Annotated in this window: 23 protein-coding genes; 6 read left to right on the forward strand and 17 right to left on the reverse strand. The window is 42.5% G+C overall.

Annotation, left to right across the window (positions count from 1 at the left end; translation table 11 throughout):
• Positions 1-16: 16 nt before the first annotated feature.
• The 12 genes from LC508_RS00300 to LC508_RS00355 form a co-directional block, all read right to left on the reverse strand.
• Positions 17-1,024 carry a C40 family peptidase gene (locus LC508_RS00300; protein WP_054352302.1) on the reverse strand — a complete coding sequence of 336 codons (1,008 nt, stop codon included), beginning with the start codon at positions 1,022-1,024 and terminating at the stop codon, positions 17-19.
• A complete protein-coding gene (locus tag LC508_RS00305; RefSeq protein ID WP_074034334.1) occupies positions 1,021-3,219 on the reverse strand; it encodes a CD3337/EF1877 family mobilome membrane protein in 2,199 nt (732 codons plus the stop codon). The genes LC508_RS00300 and LC508_RS00305 overlap by 4 nt, the downstream gene beginning before the upstream one ends.
• The gene (gene tcpF, locus LC508_RS00310) at positions 3,219-5,669 is read right to left on the reverse strand and encodes a conjugal transfer ATPase TcpF (RefSeq protein WP_077723738.1); all 2,451 of its coding nucleotides are present in this window, start codon (positions 5,667-5,669) and stop codon (positions 3,219-3,221) included. Before tcpF ends, LC508_RS00305 begins: the two co-directional genes overlap by 1 nt.
• Positions 5,647-6,045: a conjugal transfer protein gene (locus LC508_RS00315; protein WP_003061368.1), complete on the reverse strand. Its 399-nt coding sequence runs from the start codon at positions 6,043-6,045 to the stop codon at positions 5,647-5,649. Before LC508_RS00315 ends, tcpF begins: the two co-directional genes overlap by 23 nt.
• 118 nt (positions 6,046-6,163) lie before the next feature.
• The gene (locus LC508_RS00320; protein WP_077709437.1) at positions 6,164-6,667 is read right to left on the reverse strand and encodes an antirestriction protein ArdA; all 504 of its coding nucleotides are present in this window, start codon (positions 6,665-6,667) and stop codon (positions 6,164-6,166) included.
• A 17-nt stretch (positions 6,668-6,684) separates the two neighbouring features.
• On the reverse strand, positions 6,685-7,188 hold the full coding sequence (locus tag LC508_RS00325; protein WP_054352303.1) for an antirestriction protein ArdA: 504 nt from the start codon (positions 7,186-7,188) through the stop codon (positions 6,685-6,687).
• Entirely contained in the window at positions 7,107-7,403 is a 297-nt protein-coding gene (locus LC508_RS00330) for a hypothetical protein (protein WP_032544559.1), read from the reverse strand. The genes LC508_RS00325 and LC508_RS00330 overlap by 82 nt, the downstream gene beginning before the upstream one ends.
• 88 nt (positions 7,404-7,491) lie before the next feature.
• Entirely contained in the window at positions 7,492-8,133 is a 642-nt protein-coding gene (locus LC508_RS00335) for an alpha/beta hydrolase (RefSeq protein WP_032544560.1), read from the reverse strand.
• A 34-nt stretch (positions 8,134-8,167) separates the two neighbouring features.
• Complete coding sequence (locus tag LC508_RS00340) at positions 8,168-8,389, reverse strand: hypothetical protein (RefSeq protein WP_003060793.1); 222 nt, start codon at positions 8,387-8,389, stop codon at positions 8,168-8,170.
• Position 8,390: 1 nt separating this feature from the next.
• The gene (locus tag LC508_RS00345) at positions 8,391-8,525 is read right to left on the reverse strand and encodes a DUF3789 domain-containing protein (RefSeq protein ID WP_021404739.1); all 135 of its coding nucleotides are present in this window, start codon (positions 8,523-8,525) and stop codon (positions 8,391-8,393) included.
• A gap of 13 nt (positions 8,526-8,538) precedes the next feature.
• Positions 8,539-9,735 (reverse strand): MobT family relaxase, encoded by a 1,197-nt coding sequence (gene mobT / locus LC508_RS00350; RefSeq protein WP_021404744.1) that lies wholly within the window; start codon positions 9,733-9,735, stop codon positions 8,539-8,541.
• Between the two features lie 238 nt (positions 9,736-9,973).
• Complete coding sequence (locus LC508_RS00355; protein WP_054352304.1) at positions 9,974-10,384, reverse strand: hypothetical protein; 411 nt, start codon at positions 10,382-10,384, stop codon at positions 9,974-9,976.
• Between the two features lie 111 nt (positions 10,385-10,495).
• Between LC508_RS00355 and LC508_RS00360 the strand changes: the two genes are divergently transcribed.
• Positions 10,496-10,696 carry a helix-turn-helix domain-containing protein gene (locus LC508_RS00360; protein WP_004612745.1) on the forward strand — a complete coding sequence of 67 codons (201 nt, stop codon included), beginning with the start codon at positions 10,496-10,498 and terminating at the stop codon, positions 10,694-10,696.
• 5 nt (positions 10,697-10,701) lie between these two features.
• Here the strand turns inward: LC508_RS00360 and LC508_RS00365 are convergent, their stop codons facing one another.
• Both LC508_RS00365 and LC508_RS00370 read right to left on the reverse strand, forming a co-directional pair.
• A complete protein-coding gene (locus LC508_RS00365; protein ID WP_077709438.1) occupies positions 10,702-12,069 on the reverse strand; it encodes an FtsK/SpoIIIE domain-containing protein in 1,368 nt (455 codons plus the stop codon).
• A gap of 102 nt (positions 12,070-12,171) precedes the next feature.
• The gene (locus tag LC508_RS00370; protein ID WP_054352305.1) at positions 12,172-12,486 is read right to left on the reverse strand and encodes a DUF3784 domain-containing protein; all 315 of its coding nucleotides are present in this window, start codon (positions 12,484-12,486) and stop codon (positions 12,172-12,174) included.
• 286 nt (positions 12,487-12,772) lie between these two features.
• On the opposite strand from LC508_RS00370, the gene LC508_RS00375 reads away from it, so the two are divergent.
• Positions 12,773-13,624, forward strand: a complete 852-nt coding sequence (locus tag LC508_RS00375) for a tyrosine-type recombinase/integrase (protein ID WP_225305235.1) — start codon at positions 12,773-12,775, stop codon at positions 13,622-13,624.
• The gene (locus LC508_RS00380; RefSeq protein ID WP_225305402.1) at positions 13,617-14,768 is read left to right on the forward strand and encodes an IS91 family transposase; all 1,152 of its coding nucleotides are present in this window, start codon (positions 13,617-13,619) and stop codon (positions 14,766-14,768) included. The genes LC508_RS00375 and LC508_RS00380 overlap by 8 nt, the downstream gene beginning before the upstream one ends.
• 351 nt (positions 14,769-15,119) lie before the next feature.
• Here LC508_RS00380 and LC508_RS00385 read toward each other — a convergent pair whose 3' ends face one another.
• From LC508_RS00385 to LC508_RS00395, 3 genes are all read right to left on the reverse strand, one after another.
• Entirely contained in the window at positions 15,120-15,503 is a 384-nt protein-coding gene (locus LC508_RS00385) for a YdcP family protein (RefSeq protein WP_054352306.1), read from the reverse strand.
• Positions 15,504-15,518: 15 nt separating this feature from the next.
• On the reverse strand, positions 15,519-15,845 hold the full coding sequence (locus tag LC508_RS00390; RefSeq protein WP_054352307.1) for a YdcP family protein: 327 nt from the start codon (positions 15,843-15,845) through the stop codon (positions 15,519-15,521).
• A gap of 238 nt (positions 15,846-16,083) precedes the next feature.
• Positions 16,084-19,137, reverse strand: coding sequence for an SrtB-anchored collagen-binding adhesin (locus LC508_RS00395; protein ID WP_077709439.1), 3,054 nt, complete (start codon positions 19,135-19,137; stop codon positions 16,084-16,086).
• A gap of 318 nt (positions 19,138-19,455) precedes the next feature.
• Between LC508_RS00395 and LC508_RS00400 the strand changes: the two genes are divergently transcribed.
• The 3 genes from LC508_RS00400 to LC508_RS00410 are packed head-to-tail and all read left to right on the forward strand — an operon-like array spanning position 19,456 to position 21,605.
• Positions 19,456-19,713: a hypothetical protein gene (locus LC508_RS00400; protein WP_033143700.1), complete on the forward strand. Its 258-nt coding sequence runs from the start codon at positions 19,456-19,458 to the stop codon at positions 19,711-19,713.
• A gap of 2 nt (positions 19,714-19,715) precedes the next feature.
• The gene (locus LC508_RS00405; RefSeq protein ID WP_054352308.1) at positions 19,716-20,021 is read left to right on the forward strand and encodes a phage holin family protein; all 306 of its coding nucleotides are present in this window, start codon (positions 19,716-19,718) and stop codon (positions 20,019-20,021) included.
• A 27-nt stretch (positions 20,022-20,048) separates the two neighbouring features.
• Positions 20,049-21,605, forward strand: a complete 1,557-nt coding sequence (locus LC508_RS00410) for an N-acetylmuramoyl-L-alanine amidase (RefSeq protein WP_118594029.1) — start codon at positions 20,049-20,051, stop codon at positions 21,603-21,605.
• Positions 21,606-21,610 lie beyond the last annotated feature (5 nt).

The following is a 21,610-nucleotide window of genomic DNA, read 5'->3' on the forward strand; positions in this document are numbered from 1 at the left end:
ATTTTTCAAGTCCTTTCTATTGTTTTATTCGTCCTGCACCGATTAAGTGCTGTTGCCAGTAACTACTACTTAGGTCTGCATATCCTATCGGATTTCCTGCATGGTACATCTGCGTCGGCGAAACAAGAATACCAACGTGCGTTACATAAGTACCAGCGTTATAGGTAGAATGGAAAAATACCAAATCGCCAGCCTTTGCCTGCGAGAGTGGCAGATGTTGGGTTGCGTCATACTGGGCTTGTGCCGTTCTCGGTAAGGAGATACCAGCTTTTCCATAGCACCATTGCGTAAGTCCCGAACAGTCAAAGGAAGTGTTGGGATTGCTACCGCCATACACATACTTCCAGCCTTGATATTTCAACGCTTCATTCATGACCTTTTGTGTCAGCTCTCCCGATACCTGCGGAACAGTTAAATACTGATTGACTAATTCCACATAAAATTGATTGCCATACTGATAACGCCAGCCACCATTTTTCGCAACGGCTATCGGGTTGGTGTAAGTTACTTTCTTTCCACCCGATTTCTCACGGGCGAAGCTCTCTGCAAGATTGTATGTATGTTTCTTTCCGTTTCCTGCCACATATCCCACATAGCCACCGCCATAGTTATAGGACTGTATCGCTACATTCAAGTCGTCCATACCTTGATTTTTGCAGGAAGAAAGCAGGGACGCAAAATACTTACACCCCTGCTTGATTGAGCTTTCCGTATCTAAAGAGTTGGGCGGTAAACCAAGACTTTCCGAACTCTGCATAACATCTTCTGCCGTACCGCCACTTTCTACTTGAATGATAGCCAGCAACACATTGACATACTCGGAGATACCGTTTTCTCTGGCGTATTTTTCTACCATAGGCTGATGTTTTAAGACTTCTGCGGATAGGTTCATACCCGTAATGCTAGAAGAAAAGTTGCTGTTCTCGTCGTCGCTGTCCGCACTAATCAAGACACCAAAGAAAAGCACCAGAGAAAAGAGAATAGGAAACAGACTTCCAATAAGAGCGATATGTTTCAATTTCATTTTTTCTTCTGTCCTTTCTTTGTTACAAGGTTACGGCTTTTCTCTGTGGTCTGCTGGTTCTTCTGGACGCTCTGCGTCTGCTGAACCTTTATTCTGCGGTCTTTGGTGTCATTCTGGCGTGTTTCCTGCGATACCACTTTTTCTACATTCTGCCTATGTACTGGCTGTGCCGACTGGGTCGCTTTTCTATCAGAAGCACCCGAAGATAGCGGACGCTCTTTGATAACATTTGTCTTGACTGGCTCACTTGCTTTAGAAGTCAGAGCTGTGGCAGGGCGTTTGACTTCCTGCATTTTTTCAGCACTCGGTTTTGGAATGGTTGAAGCTGTGGCTGGTCTCTCATGGGGACGGGTAGCTCCCGTTGTCGCTGATCCGTCAGCCTTTCGCTGTGCCTGCCTTACTTCTTGTGCCTTTTGAAGCTCCATACGCTTGTCAGCAATATTTTTCTTACGCTGTTCCTGCTTTTCCAAACGTCCCGTCTGTCTGGACTGCTGTTCCTGCACCATGCCACGCTTGAAGTCTGATACGCTGGACTTTGCCTTTTCCTTTGCGGAATATACCGCATAAGCTGTTTGTGTCGGCATATCCTTGATATTTTCTTTGACAGCGTTTGCCTTGTCTTTCACTTTATTTTTCGTGTCTAAGACAGCACCCACCTTTGAGCCTGCACGCTGTCCCATACTGGAAGTAGTATTGCTCCGATTTTCTTTAGAAGCCGTATTTTTTCTTTCGGCTCTTTTGCCAGCAACGGCACTTCCAGCCGCCGCACCAGCAACACCGCCAGCACTTACAGTCCTTGCAATACGGTGTTCCATACGTCTAGCCCGATGTCGCATAAACAGATATGGTCTGCGGAATATCCTGCGTCCCATGCTTTGACTGTCGCCAGCATTAAGAGAGAACATACTCATTAAATCGCCCAGCTTCATATAGATACCAGCGAAACACACTATCTGCAAGAACGCTACCATGAAAAACGGGTAATCTGTGGAAATGTTATAAAACATACTGGAAATGCTGAACGCCACCGTTACAATGAGCGTAATTCCTGCCCGTGTCATTATGGTATTAAATACCCTCACGATTGCCTGCTTTGCCATGCTTTCATAGCTCGGTATCATGGAAAGTAGAAAGCTGATAGGCAAAAACATTGCAAAGATAATAAAAAGTATCTGGCTGAACAACATCATACCCGTAAGCAAGAATACAAATATCGTGATACCTAAGTTAAAGAACAAAAGGAAAAACACCATACCCAAACGGTTCACTACCTGCGGTATTGTCAGATTGTTGTTGTCGTTGTCCTCAATCTCTGTTTTCACGACTTCCTCTCTGGTTTTCCCGTCCTCGTCCTCTGGACTTGCCGATACCAGAGCTTCCACACGGTCTGTACCGATTTCTTCTGCGTTGCTGTTCCCGAATTGTAAGAGTAGCCACGGCTGTTCTACTTGAATAGAAAATAAGCTGTCTCGTATCAAGTCCACGCTGTCTTTACCCTCACTGTCAGAGTTGGGGAGCATGATTTTTGTTCCCAAGTCCAAAGAAGCGGTGCTGATGTCTGATGAAAATTCATTTATCTTCTTGATGTAGTCGGGAGCGTAGGCAATAAATGAAGCGGACAGCACGAACACCACCACAAAGTTGATAACAGCGTGAAGTGCCTTGCTGGTTTCTCTTTTTATCAGTCCCGTATAGGCAACATAAATTCCCACCACTAAGATAATGAGAAGCAGGAAACCAATATAGAAGCCCGTAGAAGAAAAGCCGTTCTCGGTAACGCCTGCAAGGGTCTGTATGCTCTGTCCGATACTGTCTGCCATATCGTTGATGAAGTCCAGTTTATAGGCTTCCTGCACCACATAGCCCGTTGCATTGCTCAAATAAAGGCTTATCGTCCAGACAAAGTTGGTAATACAGTAAAGCCCGTACTGCACCGATTTTCCAATACCGTCCAGCCAGTTCCACGGTAGCCAGCCCCAGCTATTATCCACATAGAAATCAAGCTGGTAATTGGAAAGCGGATATTTTGAGTACAGATTTTCTGTATTGACAGTGTCGTCCACAAGCCCCGTCGCATGAGCCACCGTCCCAAGCAGAGAGAGAAACACTATGCTGATAAAGATTGCCAGCACAGCCACTTTGACAAAATGAAAGAGCTTCCGTTTTGTCAGAAGCCCCTTTAGCCTTTCTTTCATCACTCCACCTCATTTCTTTGTACGGGCGGTCTGGTATCAAAGGCGTGTAACAGTTCTTCAAAGACTGGGTGTATCTGCACCACACCCACACGCCCGTATAAGTCCTGCAATAAGCATTGTCCGTTCTCCAAATCACGAAGCCGTTTCTGGTTGTTCTCGTCGTCCTTGTCGATACCGAAAAACTCTAAGGTCTGCTTTATCTCATTTATATCCGTGCTTCTAAAGGCAAACTTCAAGCCGATATTGTTTTTCAGACTTTCCTTTGACACGTCGTCAGAAGATTGTGTAACGAAATAAACGCCTGCCTGCATAGCTCGTCCAGCACGAACCAGCTTGTTAGAGAGTGTTTCTCCTTGTGCCACATTTAAGAACGCCCACGCTTCGTCCAAATCGACAATCTTAAAAATGCTTCTATCCGAATGGATAAAATCAAGGGCAAAGGTACTAATGACAATCAGCATAGACACCGACAACAATTCAATGGTCGTGTATTCCTCAAAGGTGGTATCTTTATTTGGCAATACTAAGTCCGCTACTTGAATGATATTGAGCTGGTTATCAAGGCTGATAGCATTTTCCACCGTACCGTCTGAAAACAGCAGGTGTGCAAAGTCGTAGTCCGTGAAGCTGTCGATATGGTCTGCGATATTGCGTGAGATAGCAGTATCTTCCTTTCGCAATTCCTCAATAACGTGTAACAGTCCTCTATTTTCACTCTGGGTAACGGAACGAACCGCCTTACGAAGTACGGGGAATTTTTCGCCGTCCCTAGAGGAAATACCCGTGAGGAATGTCAAGATGTCGATTGCCAGACTTTCAGCGTCTTTTACATTCTTCATAATCACAAACGGGTCAAGAAGTCCTGCATTATCCTTATCGCTGGTAAGGTTTACGATATTGATTTCATGTGCGATTTCTGGAAGTGTTTCTTTCCAGTTTCCACGCTCACTTTTAGGGTCTAACAGAAGTGCTTGACCGCCAAACAGCACCGCATAATATACAAGTAGATTGTTGCAGAATGACTTTCCACCGCCAAGCGAACCGACAAAAGCAGAAGCAAGGGCATTTGTAACTGTTCCTTTTACGCCCTGCGAAGCTAAAGACGGTTGCAGGTACACATTTCTTCCCGTATCAACGGAATAGCCCATATAGATACCCGTAGTTTCTCCTAACTGCTGTGTAGCACCAAAACCAAGCCCTGCTAGAAAATCTGATTTTACATACTGCACATAATCATTGATATATCGCTTGCTGGCAGGTAAAAATTCTGAATGAAGCCCCAGCATATCCCCAGCAGGACGCACCAGTTTTACATTGAAGTCGTCGTAAAAGTCCTTGACTTCATCACAACGGCGTTTCAGCTCGTCAAGATCGGGTGCAGACACCCGTATCACGTAGCTTAACTTATACATACTTTCTTTGCTTTGGTCTAAGTCAGTTTCCAGCTCGTCCACGCTGTCTAAAGCGTCCACCACGTTTGAAATGGTTTCATTTCCTGCTTGATAGGCGTGATTATCCAAATCTTTCAATTCTTTTTTCTTGTTGCGGACGGTCGTTAATGCTTTTCGGTTCTCCACGATTTCTACATTCATGGAAGTATCAACGGGAAAGATAAACTGCTGTTGCTGGAAATAGAAGATTTCACTTGACGGAAAATCAAGCTCCCCGACAATCGCATTGACGGTAAAATAGGACACATAGCTTTCCTTGTCCTCATGCTCCAAGCGTAAATACCGCTGGCTTTCCTCAATCACACACCTTGTCGGACGGATAAGGTCGTAGTATTTTATCAGCGTTTCTTTTTTGTAGTTCTTCTTTGGTAGCTGGTACTCATAATCTTCATAAGCGACACCGTCCCTGCCGTAAAGATGTTCCATGAGATACCCAAAATCATGGATTTCCAAGCGACGCACCTTAAAGCGACGGGAGATTTTATTTTCCAATAGCTTTTCCATTTTCATATAACGGTTGATTTCATCATTCGGCATGGAAACAAAGTCATTCATCAGCGTGTGGTTCACTTCATGGAGAAATTCCTTGAACGTCAGCCATGTCGATTTTTTGATGTTCTTCAGATTGAGCTGTTCTTCCGTAACCATGAGCTTAAAGCCAAGAAAAAAGCGGTAGTCCACTTGATTGTCCCCAATCATAGATACTAACGCTTCGGTCTGCTCGTCTATCTTCTGGTAAGCAACTTCCTTTAATTTTCCCGTTACCAGCTTCTTTGACTGCTCCTGCATACTTCGTATGGAGCTTTCCGTGGCAATCTGCAACGCATGAATTTTACCCTCACGGGACTGTGCGATAAGCTGTCGAAAGCTGTCATGCACGATAAATTTCTGCTCTGCGGATAGGAAAGAATAATTGTATGGTATCAGCTCATAGTAGGCGAACACCTCATTGTCCTTGTTCCAGACAAGGTTATTGTCAATATATTTTATCGGGAACATAGTTCACACTCCTTACTGCCGTGATTGTTTCATTGAGTATCTGCTTATGCAGTTTTACGGCTTTTCCTGCATAAGTGATTTTAGGTCGCAGGGCATAGGTTATCTGTGATTTCAAAAAGCTGTACGGCTTCTTTCCGTCAAAGGTTTTCTGCGACATAAACCAAGTGAGAGCAACGGGAATACCGAAGTATTTGAGAAATGCTCCCTCAATCATGGAAAGTGGGGGAATATCCCCAAACAGAATGATGATAAATTCCGTAATCACAAACCATGTAATCTGTGTAAAGGTAACGGGAAAGGGTAAGTTAAAGTCATTGATTGCATATAAGACTTTTTCCACGTTCCAGATACCCGTGTAGCTTTTAATCTTTTTCAAGTTCTTTCAGCTCCTTTCGTAAGTTTCTAAATAGAAAAGGACAGCCATGTTTCAGACTGTCCCTTAAAAGAGAAATACGCTGTCAGTAGCAACAATGCTTGTCGCTGATCTTCCAGCGTTAGTATGGTATCTCGCACATACCTCGGCTTGTTTCAATAAAGCAACCACCCATATCCAAATCTCGCCCATAGGCTTCATAGTCAATGTAGTTCTGTAAGCTGGGTGGAATATCCCCTAGTGCCTGCAATTCGTCTATGTAGTAATAGGCAACGTCTGTCATGGTTTCACAGTCGGGATAATAGTAAATATCGTCCTTGTGTTCCACGACTTCTTCCAGCGTCCCGTAGTGGCTGATAAATTCGTCCAGACACTCTACGATATAGTCGGGAAGTTCCTCTAGCATTTCATACATTTCATTGAGTTCTTCAATGGAAACATACTCTCCAATCGCAATAGGGAAGTTGTCGGTATCATGGATAGCATATTCCTCATATTGTTCATTTAAGCCGATTTTTTCTTTCACATCTTCCTCGTCAATAGGAAACGTGAACCAAGCACCGACTAAATAGACCTCGTTATATTTGCCAAGATTAGCAATATAAACTGCCATATCATCAATCATAAGCACCACCTCATTTCCTACGCTGGCAGTTCAAAGACACTATGTTCCGTTACAAGATAGCGTCTATTTTCCAGCAAGTGAGAAGCGTAGGCTTCAAAGTCAAAATAGTATGCTTGACAGTCCTCGGACAGATGTTTGAATGTCGGGTCATTCATCAGCTTTTGTTTTGCAACATCTATCATGCTTTTACAGTCTGGATAAACTGTAATTACATTCCTGCAAATATAAAGTGCTTCTAAGTTTTCAAACACGGTAAGAAGTGCTATATATTCTTCCTGCATATCGGCTGGTAGCTGGCGGTACATAAAATCTAATTCGTTGAGCTGATACACGCTGGTATGTTCGTGGACTTCATCAGCAAAGGGCAGTACCTTTTCGATAATGCGGTAATCCCCACTTTCTGCACCGACACCTAACTTTTCTTCAAACTCTGCAACATCTATCGGCAGGTCGAACCAGTATGATGTTGTTTCTTCGCCAGTTGTTCCTCTCGTTTCCACCAGCACCCTTGTTTCCTGCATTGTTCCTCACGTCCTTTCTGTTGTTTCATCACATCTTTTAAGCTCTGGTACGACATACCAAACACATACTTTGAAAAATCTTCTAACTGTTTTATATCATAATTCGTAAGCGGTAATCGCTTCATTTCATGCCACACTTTACGCTTGTAAGAGGGCAGGTTAGAAATATAATCACAGCCGACGTTTGCCTGCATATCCTTAAAAATATCGCTCATTTCATCACTCCAATCTGATTTTAGGTAAGAAAAAAGCAGTCAATCCTAAGACTAACTGCTTTGTGTGTATGGATATAAAATCTAAATTCTATTGTATAACTTTTCTTAGCCAATTATCTCTAAAGAAAATCTGTTCGTTAGTATGAAACCAATGTTCTCCGTCATTCATAACGGTAAGATTTGCACAATGTCTATCAATAAATTTATCTACCGTTTGACGTGATGTAAGATTATCATGTTCAGCATACAAAATTTCGGTAGGCGTTTTCCAATTTATCGGGTTTTCCCGAACAAAACATAAATATTCCCACGATAATGTTTCGCCAAAATCAGTTGGTATTTCTTTTCTTTCAGAAAGTTCCTTTTCAGACACATTCGCCCAGCTCATCATATCTACTATAAGTTGTTCCATATCAAGTATAGGCGATATGAATAATGCTTTTTCAATCTTGAAATTCTGTAATGTGTGCATTGTAAAATAAGCTCCGATACTATTAGCAAGTACATATATATAGTCATATTTTTCAGATATCTTATCGTAGACTTCCATAATTTCATTTTTTACAATCCACGGGAAATAGTCATTATAATCTACTCCAAAAACATCAAAATCTAAACAAATATTTTTGAACTGTTCGGCTTCAAGATAACTTCCACCTTTACCATGAACATATATCATTGCTTTCTTCAAAAGAATACCCCCATAAATCAAAATTTTATATATCCATATTATAACATTCGCATATTAGCACCACAATAAAAATTTATGCACCGATAATCTTGTTGAACAGTTCTAACAGTACATCTTTCACACCGCCAGCATTGAACACCAAACCGACAGCAATCAAGGCAACTACCAAGAAGCCGATGAGCTTTGAAAACTCACGCTTGAACCCCAAGTAGATACCGATAACCACAATCGACATAAGCACTAAGCTCTGTGCGTTGCTTAAAAACCATTGATACAAATTTTGCCCGAAATTCATGTTATTTGTCCTCGCTTTCTTTTAATTTCTTCATTTCATAGTCAGCTTCTTTGCCAACACTTAAAATACACATCAAGGCTACGCCGATACCCGTTCCAACAGATACCAGCAGGAAGTCTTTCAATAATTCCCACATTTTTTCATCACTCCTAACTTTCTACTAAATCTTTTGCAGGGGTCGTCTGCTGTTTGATTATCATTTCATGCTTTTCTGTGAGCTTTGCCTGCTGTTCGATAGTTTTCATGTAGTCTGTTCCGTTTCCCTTATCAATCCTTTTCAGCATTTTCAAGGTCGGTGCTACCTGCCTTTGTACCCAACGAAGCGTGCGGTCTAAGGTATAAGGCTCTGGCTTTGTCGTCAGTTTCAGACTTTGCCGATTATCCCCGATAAACCAAGCCCAGCGCTCGTTGAGTTTCCAGTCATTTTTTCGCTTGTCGGGTTCTTCATCAACAAACCGCACATACTGGTTGATGATAGAAAAGGCGGTCTGCTCTGCGTCATAATAGGTCAGCAAATCCCGTACTGCATAGTAAGCACGTTCATTGCGAAGCCGTATCTCAAAACGGTTGATAATTTCGGCTTTTTCCAAAGGTGTCCCTAACTTGACATACTGCTCATAGTCTTTTTCATAGATACAGAAATACACATCTGATTTCAGCGAACCAAGATAAAGGGTGCGTCCCATATATTCTCTGTCGTCCTCTCTATGCTTGATAAGCTCGCCCGACTGATAAAACTTATAGCTTCTGAACTTTCCGATATATTCCCGTTTCCTGCATTTTTCCGCAAGCTCTGGAATATCCAAAATGCCCGTATGGTCGTTGATAGCAAGGTCAATACGCTTCATCACGCCACCGTTTACGAGTGCGTCCATAAGAAAGTCATACCAGCTTCTTTGCTGTGCCAGCAGGTAACTTTCAAACTGCCTGCAACCACGCCCCTTTAACTCTAAAAGGACACCTTTTTCTTCGTCAGCCGACGTATAGATAAAGATGTCCCCTAAAGAATAATGCTCCGTATAACTGTAATGTCCGTAATCTTCATGGAGCATATAATTGATATTCAGTTTTAATATATCTTTGATGATGTGCTGTATATCCAGCGTGGGAAAACGAATTTTTACATAATCAAACAGCATGGTAAGCGGTGCTTCTGGATTGAACCTTGCCAGTTCTTTATGCAGAGTTTCCAGAAGTTCCTTTGACGGCTTCATTTTTCCGCTTTCTATCTTGTTGAGATATTCCCTTGTGATATCAGAAGCCACCGCCAGTCTGCCTTGTGAGATACCGTAAGCAATCCGTTTTTCCCGTAATTCTTTTATCCATTGTTCTTCATTCAGAACCATACCCCCAATCTGTCAAGTGTGAAGTTTTTTAAGGCGACTTCACAGCCGATTTTTGCTAGGAAACCATGCGATAAGCCTTATGTTTCCTGTGTTTTTCGTCTATTGTCTATTTGCAAACGTACCCCTCTGTTAGATACCGAGGGGTTTTACCTGCTGGCGTGGCTGACGCCACACCAGCAACGGCTAGTCCGTGCCGTCGCCTTTCGCTTCGCACGTCGCCGTCCCGTCCTGCCTTGCGTTATTCGATTACCAGCGTGAACGCTTCTGGATCATCAATAATGTTGTATGAACCGAGCGTGTCCGCTGTCTGTGTATATCGGAAGTGAAACAAAGGCTTTTGTCCTTTCATGGAAAAACGGGAACGGTACACCGTACCATATAAAGCGTTTGGCTTTGCTACATCATAGCTGAACAGGATAGAAGTAAAATCATTCTCCCTGCATTTTTTGATGATTTCCTCTGCACACTTTTCTTTATCTGTTATGATAAGACGGTTGAGCGTAAAGGTAACGTGTTCTTCATGGAAATTTTCTGATGAAGTCCTCATACTTCCTGCTACATCAATCTCACGTCCCCATTGCAGATAAGAAACCACCACTCCCAGCACAAAAAGTACCGTGATTGTTATGAATTTTCTCTTTTTGCACATACTGTTACTGTCCTTTCTTGTAGGGTGTATTATAATACAGTCTACGGTAATACATCTTATTTATCAATACAGTTGTATCTTATAATTCAAAGAAAAGACGAGGTACAGCGTATGCAGGTATATATTGATTTAGAAAATCTTTTGAAAGAGAAGAATATCAGTAAAAACAAAGTCTGTGAAGCGTGTAAATTACAGCGGACACAGCTTAATAACTATTGCAAGAACAAAGTTTCCAGAATTGACCTCACAATCCTTGCAAAGCTCTGTGATTTTCTGGAATGTTCCCCAAACGACATATTGAAATTGAAGTAGGACTGTCAGCTTTCGTTGCTTGCAGTCCTTTTTTCTTCCAGTCTGCCGATTTCTTGTAGAAAATCATGTCCTTTCGGCACTAAAGGCGTGTAAAATTCGCTGATAACACTTGTCCCTACATCACAATAGCCACGCCCCTTGATACGCTTTTGAAAAAACTGTTTTTTCACATCTGAACCGAACAGCATACCATAACCTAATTCGCTGATACGCCCCAATCCCACACGGAAATTGAAGTTATCTCTGATACCGTCCGAGAAATATTTTGCGTCTGGACGCTGGCAGGCAACGATAAGGAAATGACCTGCTTGTCGCCCTAACATAACGATTTTCTTTAACTGGCTAAGTAGGCTCACGCTTTCTTTTGTCCCCAGCATTTCAAAAAATGCCACATATTCATCAAAGATAAGAAAGCAGGGGGGAAGTCCCAGATAAGCGTAGTTTTCGCCCGTCTTATAGTTCGGGTGTCGCTTCATTTCCTCACTTCGCTGTACCATGCCCTCATAAAAGGCATTGACGCAATCTATCATTTCTTCTTTGGTATGATACACATTTCCCATAACTGTTCCCAAGTCTGCAAGGTCAGCGTTCTTCGGGTCTAAGATATAAAGGACAGCGTTTGTATGCAGTAAGGCTTCAATAAGCGTCAGCAGAAAATAAGTTTTACCGCCACCAGTCCCACCAGCAATCAGAGCATGGGGAAGTGCGTCATATTCCCAGACAAGATTTTTCATCAATCTAAGACAGCCGTTCTCTGCCCGTACTTCATCAATGGTAATGCGGTTCGCTATCATATCATAAAGCAAGGTATATTCGATATAGCCGTCATGCAGGGTCTTGTCGGTCAGCTCACAATATAAGCCACTTTCCAATTTATCCTCTAACCGTAAAAGCTGGTCTTGATATTTCCCTAGCGTAATTTCACAGCGGATATGAAGCAATCCTTTTTCCATTTGATAATAAATCTTTGGAAACCAGACGATTTTTTCCCTTGATCTGCATTGCAGGTCAGTAAAAAAACCGCTGTCTTGTACGGTATCGGCTTCATACCACTTGTTTTCCAGTACCATTCTTGCCAGCTTTTGACGGTGCAGGAGCTTCTTGAAACTGTCGTAACAGAAGCGGTAATACAGAAAAGCGACTAATGCACAAACACCAGTCGCTATCAGTATGGTTATGAAGTTGTAAGGGGAGAGCGTCAAGCCGTTCTCTAACAAGCTGAAATGTTCCCAATCGGTACGCATGAGCTGTTTCATATTCAGTAGCAGGAGAACCGCCACGAATACAAACAGAAGCGTTCCTATGGAAAAGTGGTAGACAAGGTGCTTGTCGCTGGCTCTGATACGGTGTCCTTTGTTCCAAATAGTACGCATAAATCAATCACTCCTTTCTGGGTATGAAAAAAGCAGTCAATCCTAAGACTAACTGCTTTGTATAATGGATATGAAGTTGTCAAACTTGAAGTTTCTTCTCTATTAGCGGTTATATTTTGCTCCTGCATAAATCAGCAACACCAATCCCACAACAAATCCCAATGCAAAAGCGATAAAACTTAACACTGAATCTGTTATACCGATTATTATAGCAGTCACCAAAAGACCAATTCCAATAAAGATAACACCCCAACCTGATATTTTACAAAAACCCTTTTTATCACTTGGAGACACTTTGTCATAATGATAACTATGAAGCAAAGTGATTTTTTCCTTTTTCCACATCAAACAACCAAGATATATAAAAACAAGTGCCAATACACCTATTCCAATCGCAACACCCATCGTTTCCGTCATAACAATCCCCTCCAAATTCTAATTGAACAAAATCGCTGCGCGATGGCCTGCCAAGGCTATGGCATAGCGATTTTCTTTTTTCTATAACAAAACAGTGGAAAGCAAGTCCTAAAAGTAGTATTGTTAAATCACCACAAAATAACAATCAAACAGGATCGACCTCTCCACTGCCTATGAAAAGAATACCACCATTCCACTTGGTTGGCAAGCGGTTTTATGACCCCAATGCCCCTCCGTATAAAGCAGTGTTTCTGATAACTACTGATTTTATATGGAGGATTTTATTATGTATGAAAAATATTTAGAACAGCTTGAGGAAGCCGGGAAAATCCGTAACCTCAAAGAACGTTCCATCAGTTGCTATAAAAACTATGTTTCTTACTTTCTGAAATATCAGAATAAGAATCCCAAAGAACTTACCTGTCAGGATGTCAGGGCTTTTTTGCTTGCGAAAAAAGAGGAAGGACTGAAAGCCACAACTCTGAATCTTTACAATTCTGCCATCCGTTTTTTCTATCGAAATGTCCTGCATATCCTTTGGGATGACATCACAGTTCCACGTATGATCCTAGAACATAAGCTTCCTACTGTACTGACTGCCTCTGAGATTGACCGCCTGTTAGATGCTGTTGATGATATCAAATATAAGGCTATGTTCGCAGTCATGTATTCCTCAGGTATGAGAGTTTCTGAAGTGATCCATCTTCATTATGACGATATCTCCCGTTCAAATATGCAGATCCATGTCCGGGATACCAAGAATAGAATGGACCGTTATACCATTCTCTCCAAACGTTGTCTGGATATCCTTACACAATACTGGTTTGAGAAAGGTCGTCCCCGTGGCATCCTGTTTCCGAATAAATTTACCGGTAATTATCTAACAGTCAGTACTCTGGAACAGGTAATGCGACGGGCAGTAGCTGATGCAGAACTTCCAAAGGCAGCAACCCCTCACTGTCTCCGCCATAGCTTTGCAACCCATCTGATGGAACAGGGCGTAGAACGGCAGAATATTCAGGCGCTGCTTGGACACCGTGACCCGAAATCTACGGAAGTTTATCTTCATGTCAGCAACAAATCCCTCATGGGCATTCAAAGCCCTTTTGACAGGAAAGAAGGTGCTGACCATGAATAAACCCACCGTCCAGGATATTTTCCGACATTTTTATACAGCATACCTTGAAAAATATTCTCCATCCCCGGAACAGTCAAAAACTGCCCGGAACATCTTGAACTGTAAAACAGGAGCTTATGGTGCAAATATCAGTGTATGTGAAGACTGTGGTGCTGTCCAGATCCATTATAATTCCTGTCGTAACCGCTGTTGTCCCATGTGTCAGGCAGTCCCAAAGGAAATGTGGATGGATGCCCGCAGGGAAGATGTACTTGATGCACCATATTTCCATCTGGTGTTTACAGTCCCTGATATTCTGAACCCAGTCATTTACAATAATCAGAAACTGTTATATGACACGCTCTATCATGCGGCTTCCGCTACTATTCAGGAACTGACAGCCGACCCAAAGCACCTCGGGGCTTCTGTTGGTTATATCTGCATCCTGCATACATGGGGCTCAGAAATGAATTTTCATCCCCATATCCATACGATACTGCTTGGCGGCGGCCTGACACCGAAAAATGAGTGGAAAGACAATGGTACGGAGTTTTTTCTCCCTATATGGGCTATCTCCAAAGTATTTCGTGGGAAATATATGGATGAACTGAAAAATCTCTGGAATACAGATCAGCTTGAGTTTCATGGAACAGCAGAAAAATACCGTAATTATTATGAATTCAAAGAACTTATAGATTCCTGTTATGACGCAGAATGGGTTCCTTACTGTAAGAAAACTTTTAACGGTGCACAATCTGTGATTGATTACCTTGGAAAGTATACCCATAGGATCGCTATCAGCAATCACCGCATCATCCATATGGATGATGAAAATGTTACTTTTTCCGTTAAGGATTACCGGAAAGAAGGACAATGGAAGGAACTGACCATTTCCGGCATTGAATTTATACGGCGTTTTCTGATGCATGTGCCACCCAGACGTTTTGTCAGGATCCGGCATTATGGACTTCTATGTTCCCGCAGCAAACACAAAAAACTCACTTTATGCCGGCATCTCCTCGGATGCAAAAAATATCTTTCAAAGCTCAGGGATAAGGAGATGCCGGAAATATTGAAACAGCTATATGGGATAAACATCCATGTATGTAAATCCTGCGGTGGACATCTTGGAAAACCACAGCTTCGAATACCGCAAAGGCGTTAAAGCCCATTTCCTATTTATATGTTTTTTTAGCCTCAAAATCCTGAGGTTTTATTGTTGTACCTATTTATCTGAAAACACGTGATTTCTGTAGCATCTGCATAGGAGATCCTGTATAATTATGGATAAGAGCAAAAGATTGAAAGTCCATAGGCAGTAGCTGCCCGGACGCTCACTTTGTTCAATTAGGTCAAATCGAAAATGGTGTAAACGAAGGGGCAGTTCACTGGAATGTCAAAACTGCTTTTTCGTTTACCCCATCATCGATTCTAACCTAAAGGATTTGTCCGTTTCTTCATACCCATATTATAGCAGTTCCATATATCCGTTACAATGAAAATTTATTCGGCAAGCCTATTTTTTCGGCTGTCCCTGCATGTTATTATTCTGTGGACTGCCTGCTTTTTGGTTGCCTTTGTTCTTCAAGACAATATCCTCTGCTTTTACATACCAGTCCACATCTGCACCACCAAACGTCTTTCTTGATACCGTATCGGCTACGGGATTGACAAGCTCCACGACTGCATTGTACGGAAATTCCCTTAACGGCACTTCTGGCGGTACAGATACGGGGATAATTCCACCATGCAGACTGCACTTCAAATCATAGATACGCTTTTTAAGCTGGGTACTCGGTGTCCCGTCCTCATTCTGTAAGAACACATCACGCACCGCTGTAAATTTTAATTCTCCAAATGTTTTCTCTTTGTCAATGACAAACCCGTTTGATAATCTCATAAATTCTTCACTCCTTTACTTTTCTTCAACTACTACAATATCATCAGCAAGCAACACATAATCGGTATGTCCCATATCCCCGATTGCGTAACCTCTGCCGTATAACTTCGGATTGACAAGTTTTACTTTCTGTTCATACTTAAAATGCTTTTCGCCAGCCTGCACGGGAATTTCCACCACAACATTTTCGCCTTTCTGTACGTCAGAGTAAAGGTTATAGCTTCGTCTAGTTAAGACCCTTCGGTTATTTTTATCTTTTTCAAAGACTGGCTCGCTTTCGCCTGCAAATTCAAGAGTTCCAAAAGACTGTGCCATATCTGGCACGACATATTTCATTTCCATATTGTTTTACCTCGTTTCTTTCTATATTTGATAAGTTAATTACAATCAATTTCTTATTCTGGCGGTTAGGAAAGTACCAGCAATCCCACCGATAGTAAAGGGTAAAATAAATGCTTACGCACCCTTGACTATCCGTGTTCTTGCAGGTTGTTTGCAGACAAGCCAGAATAAGCGGAAGTCTGCCGTTTGACAGCTTCGGCGGAGAGCGTGATTTTTCTTTCATCATACTGTTACCGCCTTATGATTTCTTCATTTTACGGCGTTTGTAAAGATATGTTCCAGCCAGTCCACCAGCAGACGCAAGCAACATCACGACAAATGCCATTACATTTGTACTGTCGCCCGTTTTGGGACTGTCGCTAGGCTTATTTGGCTTTTCTGGTGTCTGTGGTGTTTCGGGTTTCTCTGGTTCTTCTGGGACTTCTGGCTTTTCCTTAAAGGTAATCGTCTGTCCCTCGTCCTCAATGTCTTTATGTTCGGTAACTTTCTTCGGCTCGTCTGGATTGCTGAAATCGTACAATTCCTCAAAAGTTACAAGCTGTTTGCCGTCAAGAGAAGTAGCGTCAAAGGTAAAGGCAACTTCCACTTTCATAGTTTCGCTATCAGCGGTAAAAGTGTAATCACTTTCCACACGTTTTCCATTGATAAGAAGTTCTGCATTTTCTTCTTTCAATATCTGCCAGCCCACAAGTTTATACTGTGTACCGACTTCCAAGCCCTCTAAGGTTACAGTATCAATGATTGTAACGTCTTTTCCAGCTTCAAGCTCTTTGTTGCCGTCCTTATTGGTAGCAGTCGTATGAATTTTGATGATACGCTCTGTGATAAGTACCGTCTGTCCGTCGTCCTCAATGTCTTTGTGTTCCGCAACTTTTACGGGTTCGTCTGGATTGCTCAAATCGTATAATTCCTCGAATGTTACCAGATTTTTACCGCCAAGCTCGGACGCATTGAATGTATAGGCAATTTCCACTTTCATTTCTTCATCATCAGCGACAAAGGTATAATCGTTTTCAACACGTTTCCCGTCAATGATAAGCTCGGCGTTTTCTTCCTTTAACATCTGCCAGCCTTTGAGCTGATATTTTGTGCCTTTGGTAAGTCCGTCTAATTTTACAGTATCTACAATCGTGATTTCTTTTCCAGCAAGGATAGTCTTTTCGCCGTCCTTGCTGGTCGCTGTGGTATGGATAGAGATTTCTTTTTCGTATTCATCAGTTAAAGTCCCTAAATCAATCACAAGGTTATTTCTTGATACCACGATTTCAAAAGGCGGGATAAGCTCAAAGCCTTTGTTGCTTTCACATTTCAATTCTTCAATGATGTAAGTATCATAAAGTAATGCACCCTTGCTGTCGTCTGGTTCAGAAGTCCCAAACCATACACCGTCCTCGCTGGTCTGTCCTTTGTTGGTATTGTGCTTATGGGAAGCCCAGTCAGCAGAAGTGGAGAATTGCCCGTTATCATCAGTTACCACAACATGACTTTCTCCCGTCGTCTTGCTTGTGATCCGAAAGGGAACATCAGCAAGACGCTTGTGTGTACCTGCACCGATTTTTATGCCCTCAATATCTCCACGCTTAATCTGATTGTAGATAGAATGGGCTTTGTCGGTTAAGTCCACGATTTTTCCATTTTCTGTAATTGTAAAATCAATCTGTTTTGCACCGTCAGTTAAGTAACCGTTGGGAGCTTCACTTTCAACGATACGGAATTTTCCATAAGGTAAGAGGTCAGAAGAAGTAGAAGCGATACCCTCAATATCTGTACGAATAGTTTTTACGACTTCATTTTTCTTGTATAGCTTGCCCTCAACCAAAACAGAATTATCATTTAAGGAAATGATGTCAAAGGCAGTATCTTTCAAAGTGGCACTTCCTTGTGGCTTTGTATCGCCCGTTTCTAAATCTCGTTTCTGAATTTTGACACCGCCACGGATAACTTTGTCAGATACGGAAAACTGGTTACTTCCAGATAGTACGGCAAGGTCGCCGTCCTCGGTAATTTGTGTTACATATAAGCCCTTAATCTGTTCGGACTTATCGCCAGCCTGCATATATGCACCGTCTAACAAGTAGCCGTTTGGAGCTTTCGTTTCCTCAACGGTTAGCGTTCCAAGTGGAAGAACTGCTTTGCCGTCCTGCATATAGAAGCTGTCGCCAGACACCTTGTAAGCGTCCGCTAATTTTGTGATGTAGTGGGTTGTTCCGTCGCTGTCTGTTTCAGAGATTGTCTTTGTAACCCATGTACGAGTAGCTTCGGCAGGGAGATTGTCTTTCTCATAGAAGCCTGCATAATACTTCCATGTAAATTCCGCACCTGCTAAAGAAGCGTTTCCCTGCGGATTGACTTTCTGTGTTTCCATATCAATCTTGAAAAGCTCAATCAAAGTGTCTGTTACTTTTGGTGTATCTGATACTTTCAAAGTCGCTGTCTTTCCAGCTTCAACCTTTAAGGAATATACAGTTTTATCTACTTTATATCCTGCTGGTGCGGATAATTCCTTGATATAGACTATGCCTGCTTTTACCTCTGCAACATCTGTATTTCCGTTTTCATCAGTCGTAAGGGTGGCAAGCTGTTTTGTGCAGTCCTTATCAGCAAAGACACCGTAAGTTGCACCAGCGATTGAGTAATTCCCGTTACCGTCTGTAATGCTGGCATTACTGGAAACCTTTTGCAGTTTCGCTTTTCCGACATTCAGTTTCGCCCAGAATTGTCCCAATTCCTGCCCCTCGCCAGAGTAGATATAACCGCCACATTCATAGCGTCCTTTATTTTCTTTGACAAAGGCTCTTGCACCAGAGAAAACTTCGTCCTGTGTTGCCTTTGGAATTTCATCATAAGAAGCTCGCACGTTATCACATTGCCAGCCAAGATGTACGCTCAATCTCTGCCAGACAACACATTGTTCCAACAGATAAACTTGTTTATAGTTCAATTCCTTGTGAGCTTCGCCATACTGTTTGACATACTCTAAGGATAACGCCACATCTGAAATCTGGTCGGCACTCATGCGTGAGCTTGCGTCAGCTCTGGTCTTGTAGCCGTTCTTAAAATCTGTATTGATGTCAATACAGTAAGCGTCCTCTCCCTCAACGGTCAAATGTCCCTCATTAAAGGTAGAACCAATCGAACCGTCATTCATTACTTTTTCAACGATACCGACACGCTCTTTTGACTCAGTCCAGTATTGTTTACTTTCTGCATGAACGGGTGTAGTCGGTAAAGCAGTAACGACAGTTGCAAGAGCTAAGAAGCCCGTACACAATCGTTTCCATGTCTTTTTCATAAATCTAATGCTCCTTTCATTTTGGGTAATAAAATAGCCGTCCAATAAGAACGACTGAAAATAGAAAAGGAACGTCATTTTAGGCGTTCCATAGTCTATGAAATATTCAATTTTTTCTTGTTTTAATACTGATGTGCTGTACCATATCTTTGCATATCTAGGAAAACCTGCGTATCAAGGCTCATTCGTTAGTAGTAAATAAGTAGTAAATTGATGTGTTTGTTTCCTTGAAAATGCTGATAGATACTGTGTTTTAGCGGATAATCAGATTTTTATTGTGTTTTTATCAAAAAAATCATGAAAGCGAGGAACTTACATGTGACAGAATGGGAAGTATTTGGCGTTATTGTCGCTCTTATAGCCTTTGCAATATCCATAGGGACGCCAATAGTGAAGCTAAACACATCAATCACCCGGTTAATTGACCGGTTAAATATGCTGGATGAGGGGATGGATGAACTGACAGCCAGAAATAGCAAATCCCATGAGAGGCTGTGGAAGCACAATGAAGAGCAGGATGATAAGCTGCATGACCACGAAACACGAATCACTATATTAGAGAAAAAGGAGAAATGAACATGGATTTAAGCTTTTTGACAAACTACATTAACCCGGTAATTTTGGGCATCTGCTTGTTAGTGGGGTATGTGATCAAGACCGCGATACCGGCAATCAAAAATAGGTACATCCCACTTGCCGCTCTTACGATGGGCACCATTATTGCAATACTTATCAACATGAGCAGTGGCATTAATGCAGAGGTGATTATAAGCGGTATGACTTCAGGTTTGGCAAGTACGGGCCTTTATGAAATGCTGCGAAATTTGGTTGATAAAGACGGAAAGAAAAAAGCAGAAAATGGACCAGGAGAAGAGGGCGAGTAATCGCTCTCTTTTTATGAAAGGAGCAATATGGGCGTATTGATAATGGGCAGGGCATCTGCATCCGTGAAGCAGATGCAAAAATATATCAAGAGTAAAAATCCAGGTGTGGAACAGACCGTACTGGATATGATACCGCTATATCTGACAGAGGGTGAAGTAGAGGGAGTAAAAGGAGATATAGCATTTGCGCAATCATGTTTGGAGACAGGAAATTTTACCTTCGCCGGATCTGCAGTCAACCTGAGGCAGAATAATTTTTGCGGAATGGGTGTGATGAAAAATGGAGAGAAAGGTAACAATTTTCCCAGCCCACAATTGGGAATCCGCGCACAGGTCCAGCACCTAAAAGCCTATGCCTGTAACCAACCGCTTAAACAGGGATGTGTAGACCCGCGTTTTCATTTCGTGAAGCGCGGGATGGCGGAATATGTGGAGTGGCTGGGAATACAAGAAAATCCGAATCACACAGGATGGGCGGCAGGTAAAGGATACGGAGAAAAAATCTTGAAGATACATCGGGATATTTTAAATGTGGAAAGTGAGGAAGAAGGAATGAGAATCAATGTACATGCAGGACATAACTTTAAGGTTCCAGGAGCGGCTGGGGTATTTTCTGAAACAACGGAAGACCGGAAGGTGAAAGACCTGGTGATTCGTAAGCTGCAGGCAGCAGGCCATACAGTCTATGACTGTACGGATGAAAATTCCGGAAGTGTAAGCGGAAACCTTGCAGCTATCGTAGCAAAATGTAATGCCCATGCAGTTGATCTGGATGTATCCATTCATTTTAACTGTTATAATGGCGCGGCACATGGAACAGAGGTATTTATATATAATTGGGGCACGGCGGCAGAGCCTTACGCCCAGAGGATTGTAGACAAAATAGGGGAGCTGGGATACACCAAAAGAGGTGTAAAGACAAACTCCAGCCTTTATGTGTTACGGCATACAGCAAGTCCGGCGCTCCTGGTGGAATGTTGTTTCTGTGACAGCGCAGAAGATGCCGGGAAATATACTGCGGAAAAGATGGCGAATGCTATTGTTTCCGGTATTACAGGAAGTGCGATGTCCGGCAATACTCCATCCGGCGATACTAAAGATTGGCTGTCCAGAGGCGATACCGGAGCAGAAGTGACAGAATGGCAGAAAAAACTGAACATCTTTGGCAGTGGAGTACATGTGGACGGAGAGTTTGGACCGGACACAGAGACACAGACTATCCGGGTGCAGCGCCTTGTGGGTGTGAATCCTGATGGATGCGCAGGTGAGAAGACAAGGGTAGCCGTAGATACATACCTGAAAAAGAATAACTGGATACAGGTCCGCGATGGCCGCTGGTGGTACCGCCATGCAGACGGCGGATATGTAAAAAACGATTGGGAGAAGATTGGGGGTGTATGGTTCTTCTTTGATGGCAGCGGCTGGATGAAAACCGGCTGGATTGAATGGAAAAAGAATTGGTATTACCTCAAAGCCAATGGTGCTATGGTATCTGATAACCTGGTCCGTACCGACGGAAAGGTCTACTATGTGGACAAGTCAGGAAAGATGTGCTACACAGATTCTTCCGGTGCGCTCAAATAAACAAA

Origin of the sequence: Blautia parvula (genome assembly GCF_020215665.1) — a bacterium.
In the GTDB taxonomy this organism is placed as follows: Bacteria; Bacillota; Clostridia; order Lachnospirales; family Lachnospiraceae; genus Blautia; species Blautia celeris.

What these genes read in the sequence shown, in the direction of transcription:
- LC508_RS00355 (WP_054352304.1), bottom strand. Translation starts at nt 10,384, where the DNA reads ATGTGCAAAAAGAGAAAATTCATAACAATCACGGTACTTTTTGTGCTG.
- LC508_RS00325 (WP_054352303.1), bottom strand. Translation starts at nt 7,188, where the DNA reads ATGCAGGAAACAAGGGTGCTGGTGGAAACGAGAGGAACAACTGGCGAA.
- LC508_RS00305 (WP_074034334.1), bottom strand. Translation starts at nt 3,219, where the DNA reads ATGAAAGAAAGGCTAAAGGGGCTTCTGACAAAACGGAAGCTCTTTCAT.
- LC508_RS00380 (WP_225305402.1), top strand. Translation starts at nt 13,617, where the DNA reads ATGAATAAACCCACCGTCCAGGATATTTTCCGACATTTTTATACAGCA.
- LC508_RS00330 (WP_032544559.1), bottom strand. Translation starts at nt 7,403, where the DNA reads ATGAGCGATATTTTTAAGGATATGCAGGCAAACGTCGGCTGTGATTAT.
- tcpF (WP_077723738.1), bottom strand. Translation starts at nt 5,669, where the DNA reads ATGTTCCCGATAAAATATATTGACAATAACCTTGTCTGGAACAAGGAC.
- LC508_RS00395 (WP_077709439.1), bottom strand. Translation starts at nt 19,137, where the DNA reads ATGAAAAAGACATGGAAACGATTGTGTACGGGCTTCTTAGCTCTTGCA.
- LC508_RS00340 (WP_003060793.1), bottom strand. Translation starts at nt 8,389, where the DNA reads ATGAATTTCGGGCAAAATTTGTATCAATGGTTTTTAAGCAACGCACAG.
- LC508_RS00320 (WP_077709437.1), bottom strand. Translation starts at nt 6,667, where the DNA reads ATGATTGATGATATGGCAGTTTATATTGCTAATCTTGGCAAATATAAC.
- LC508_RS00370 (WP_054352305.1), bottom strand. Translation starts at nt 12,486, where the DNA reads ATGACGGAAACGATGGGTGTTGCGATTGGAATAGGTGTATTGGCACTT.
- LC508_RS00365 (WP_077709438.1), bottom strand. Translation starts at nt 12,069, where the DNA reads ATGCGTACTATTTGGAACAAAGGACACCGTATCAGAGCCAGCGACAAG.
- LC508_RS00385 (WP_054352306.1), bottom strand. Translation starts at nt 15,503, where the DNA reads ATGAGATTATCAAACGGGTTTGTCATTGACAAAGAGAAAACATTTGGA.
- mobT (WP_021404744.1), bottom strand. Translation starts at nt 9,735, where the DNA reads ATGGTTCTGAATGAAGAACAATGGATAAAAGAATTACGGGAAAAACGG.
- LC508_RS00410 (WP_118594029.1), top strand. Translation starts at nt 20,049, where the DNA reads ATGGGCGTATTGATAATGGGCAGGGCATCTGCATCCGTGAAGCAGATG.
- LC508_RS00390 (WP_054352307.1), bottom strand. Translation starts at nt 15,845, where the DNA reads ATGGAAATGAAATATGTCGTGCCAGATATGGCACAGTCTTTTGGAACT.
- LC508_RS00375 (WP_225305235.1), top strand. Translation starts at nt 12,773, where the DNA reads ATGTATGAAAAATATTTAGAACAGCTTGAGGAAGCCGGGAAAATCCGT.
- LC508_RS00345 (WP_021404739.1), bottom strand. Translation starts at nt 8,525, where the DNA reads ATGTGGGAATTATTGAAAGACTTCCTGCTGGTATCTGTTGGAACGGGT.
- LC508_RS00300 (WP_054352302.1), bottom strand. Translation starts at nt 1,024, where the DNA reads ATGAAATTGAAACATATCGCTCTTATTGGAAGTCTGTTTCCTATTCTC.
- LC508_RS00405 (WP_054352308.1), top strand. Translation starts at nt 19,716, where the DNA reads ATGGATTTAAGCTTTTTGACAAACTACATTAACCCGGTAATTTTGGGC.
- LC508_RS00360 (WP_004612745.1), top strand. Translation starts at nt 10,496, where the DNA reads ATGCAGGTATATATTGATTTAGAAAATCTTTTGAAAGAGAAGAATATC.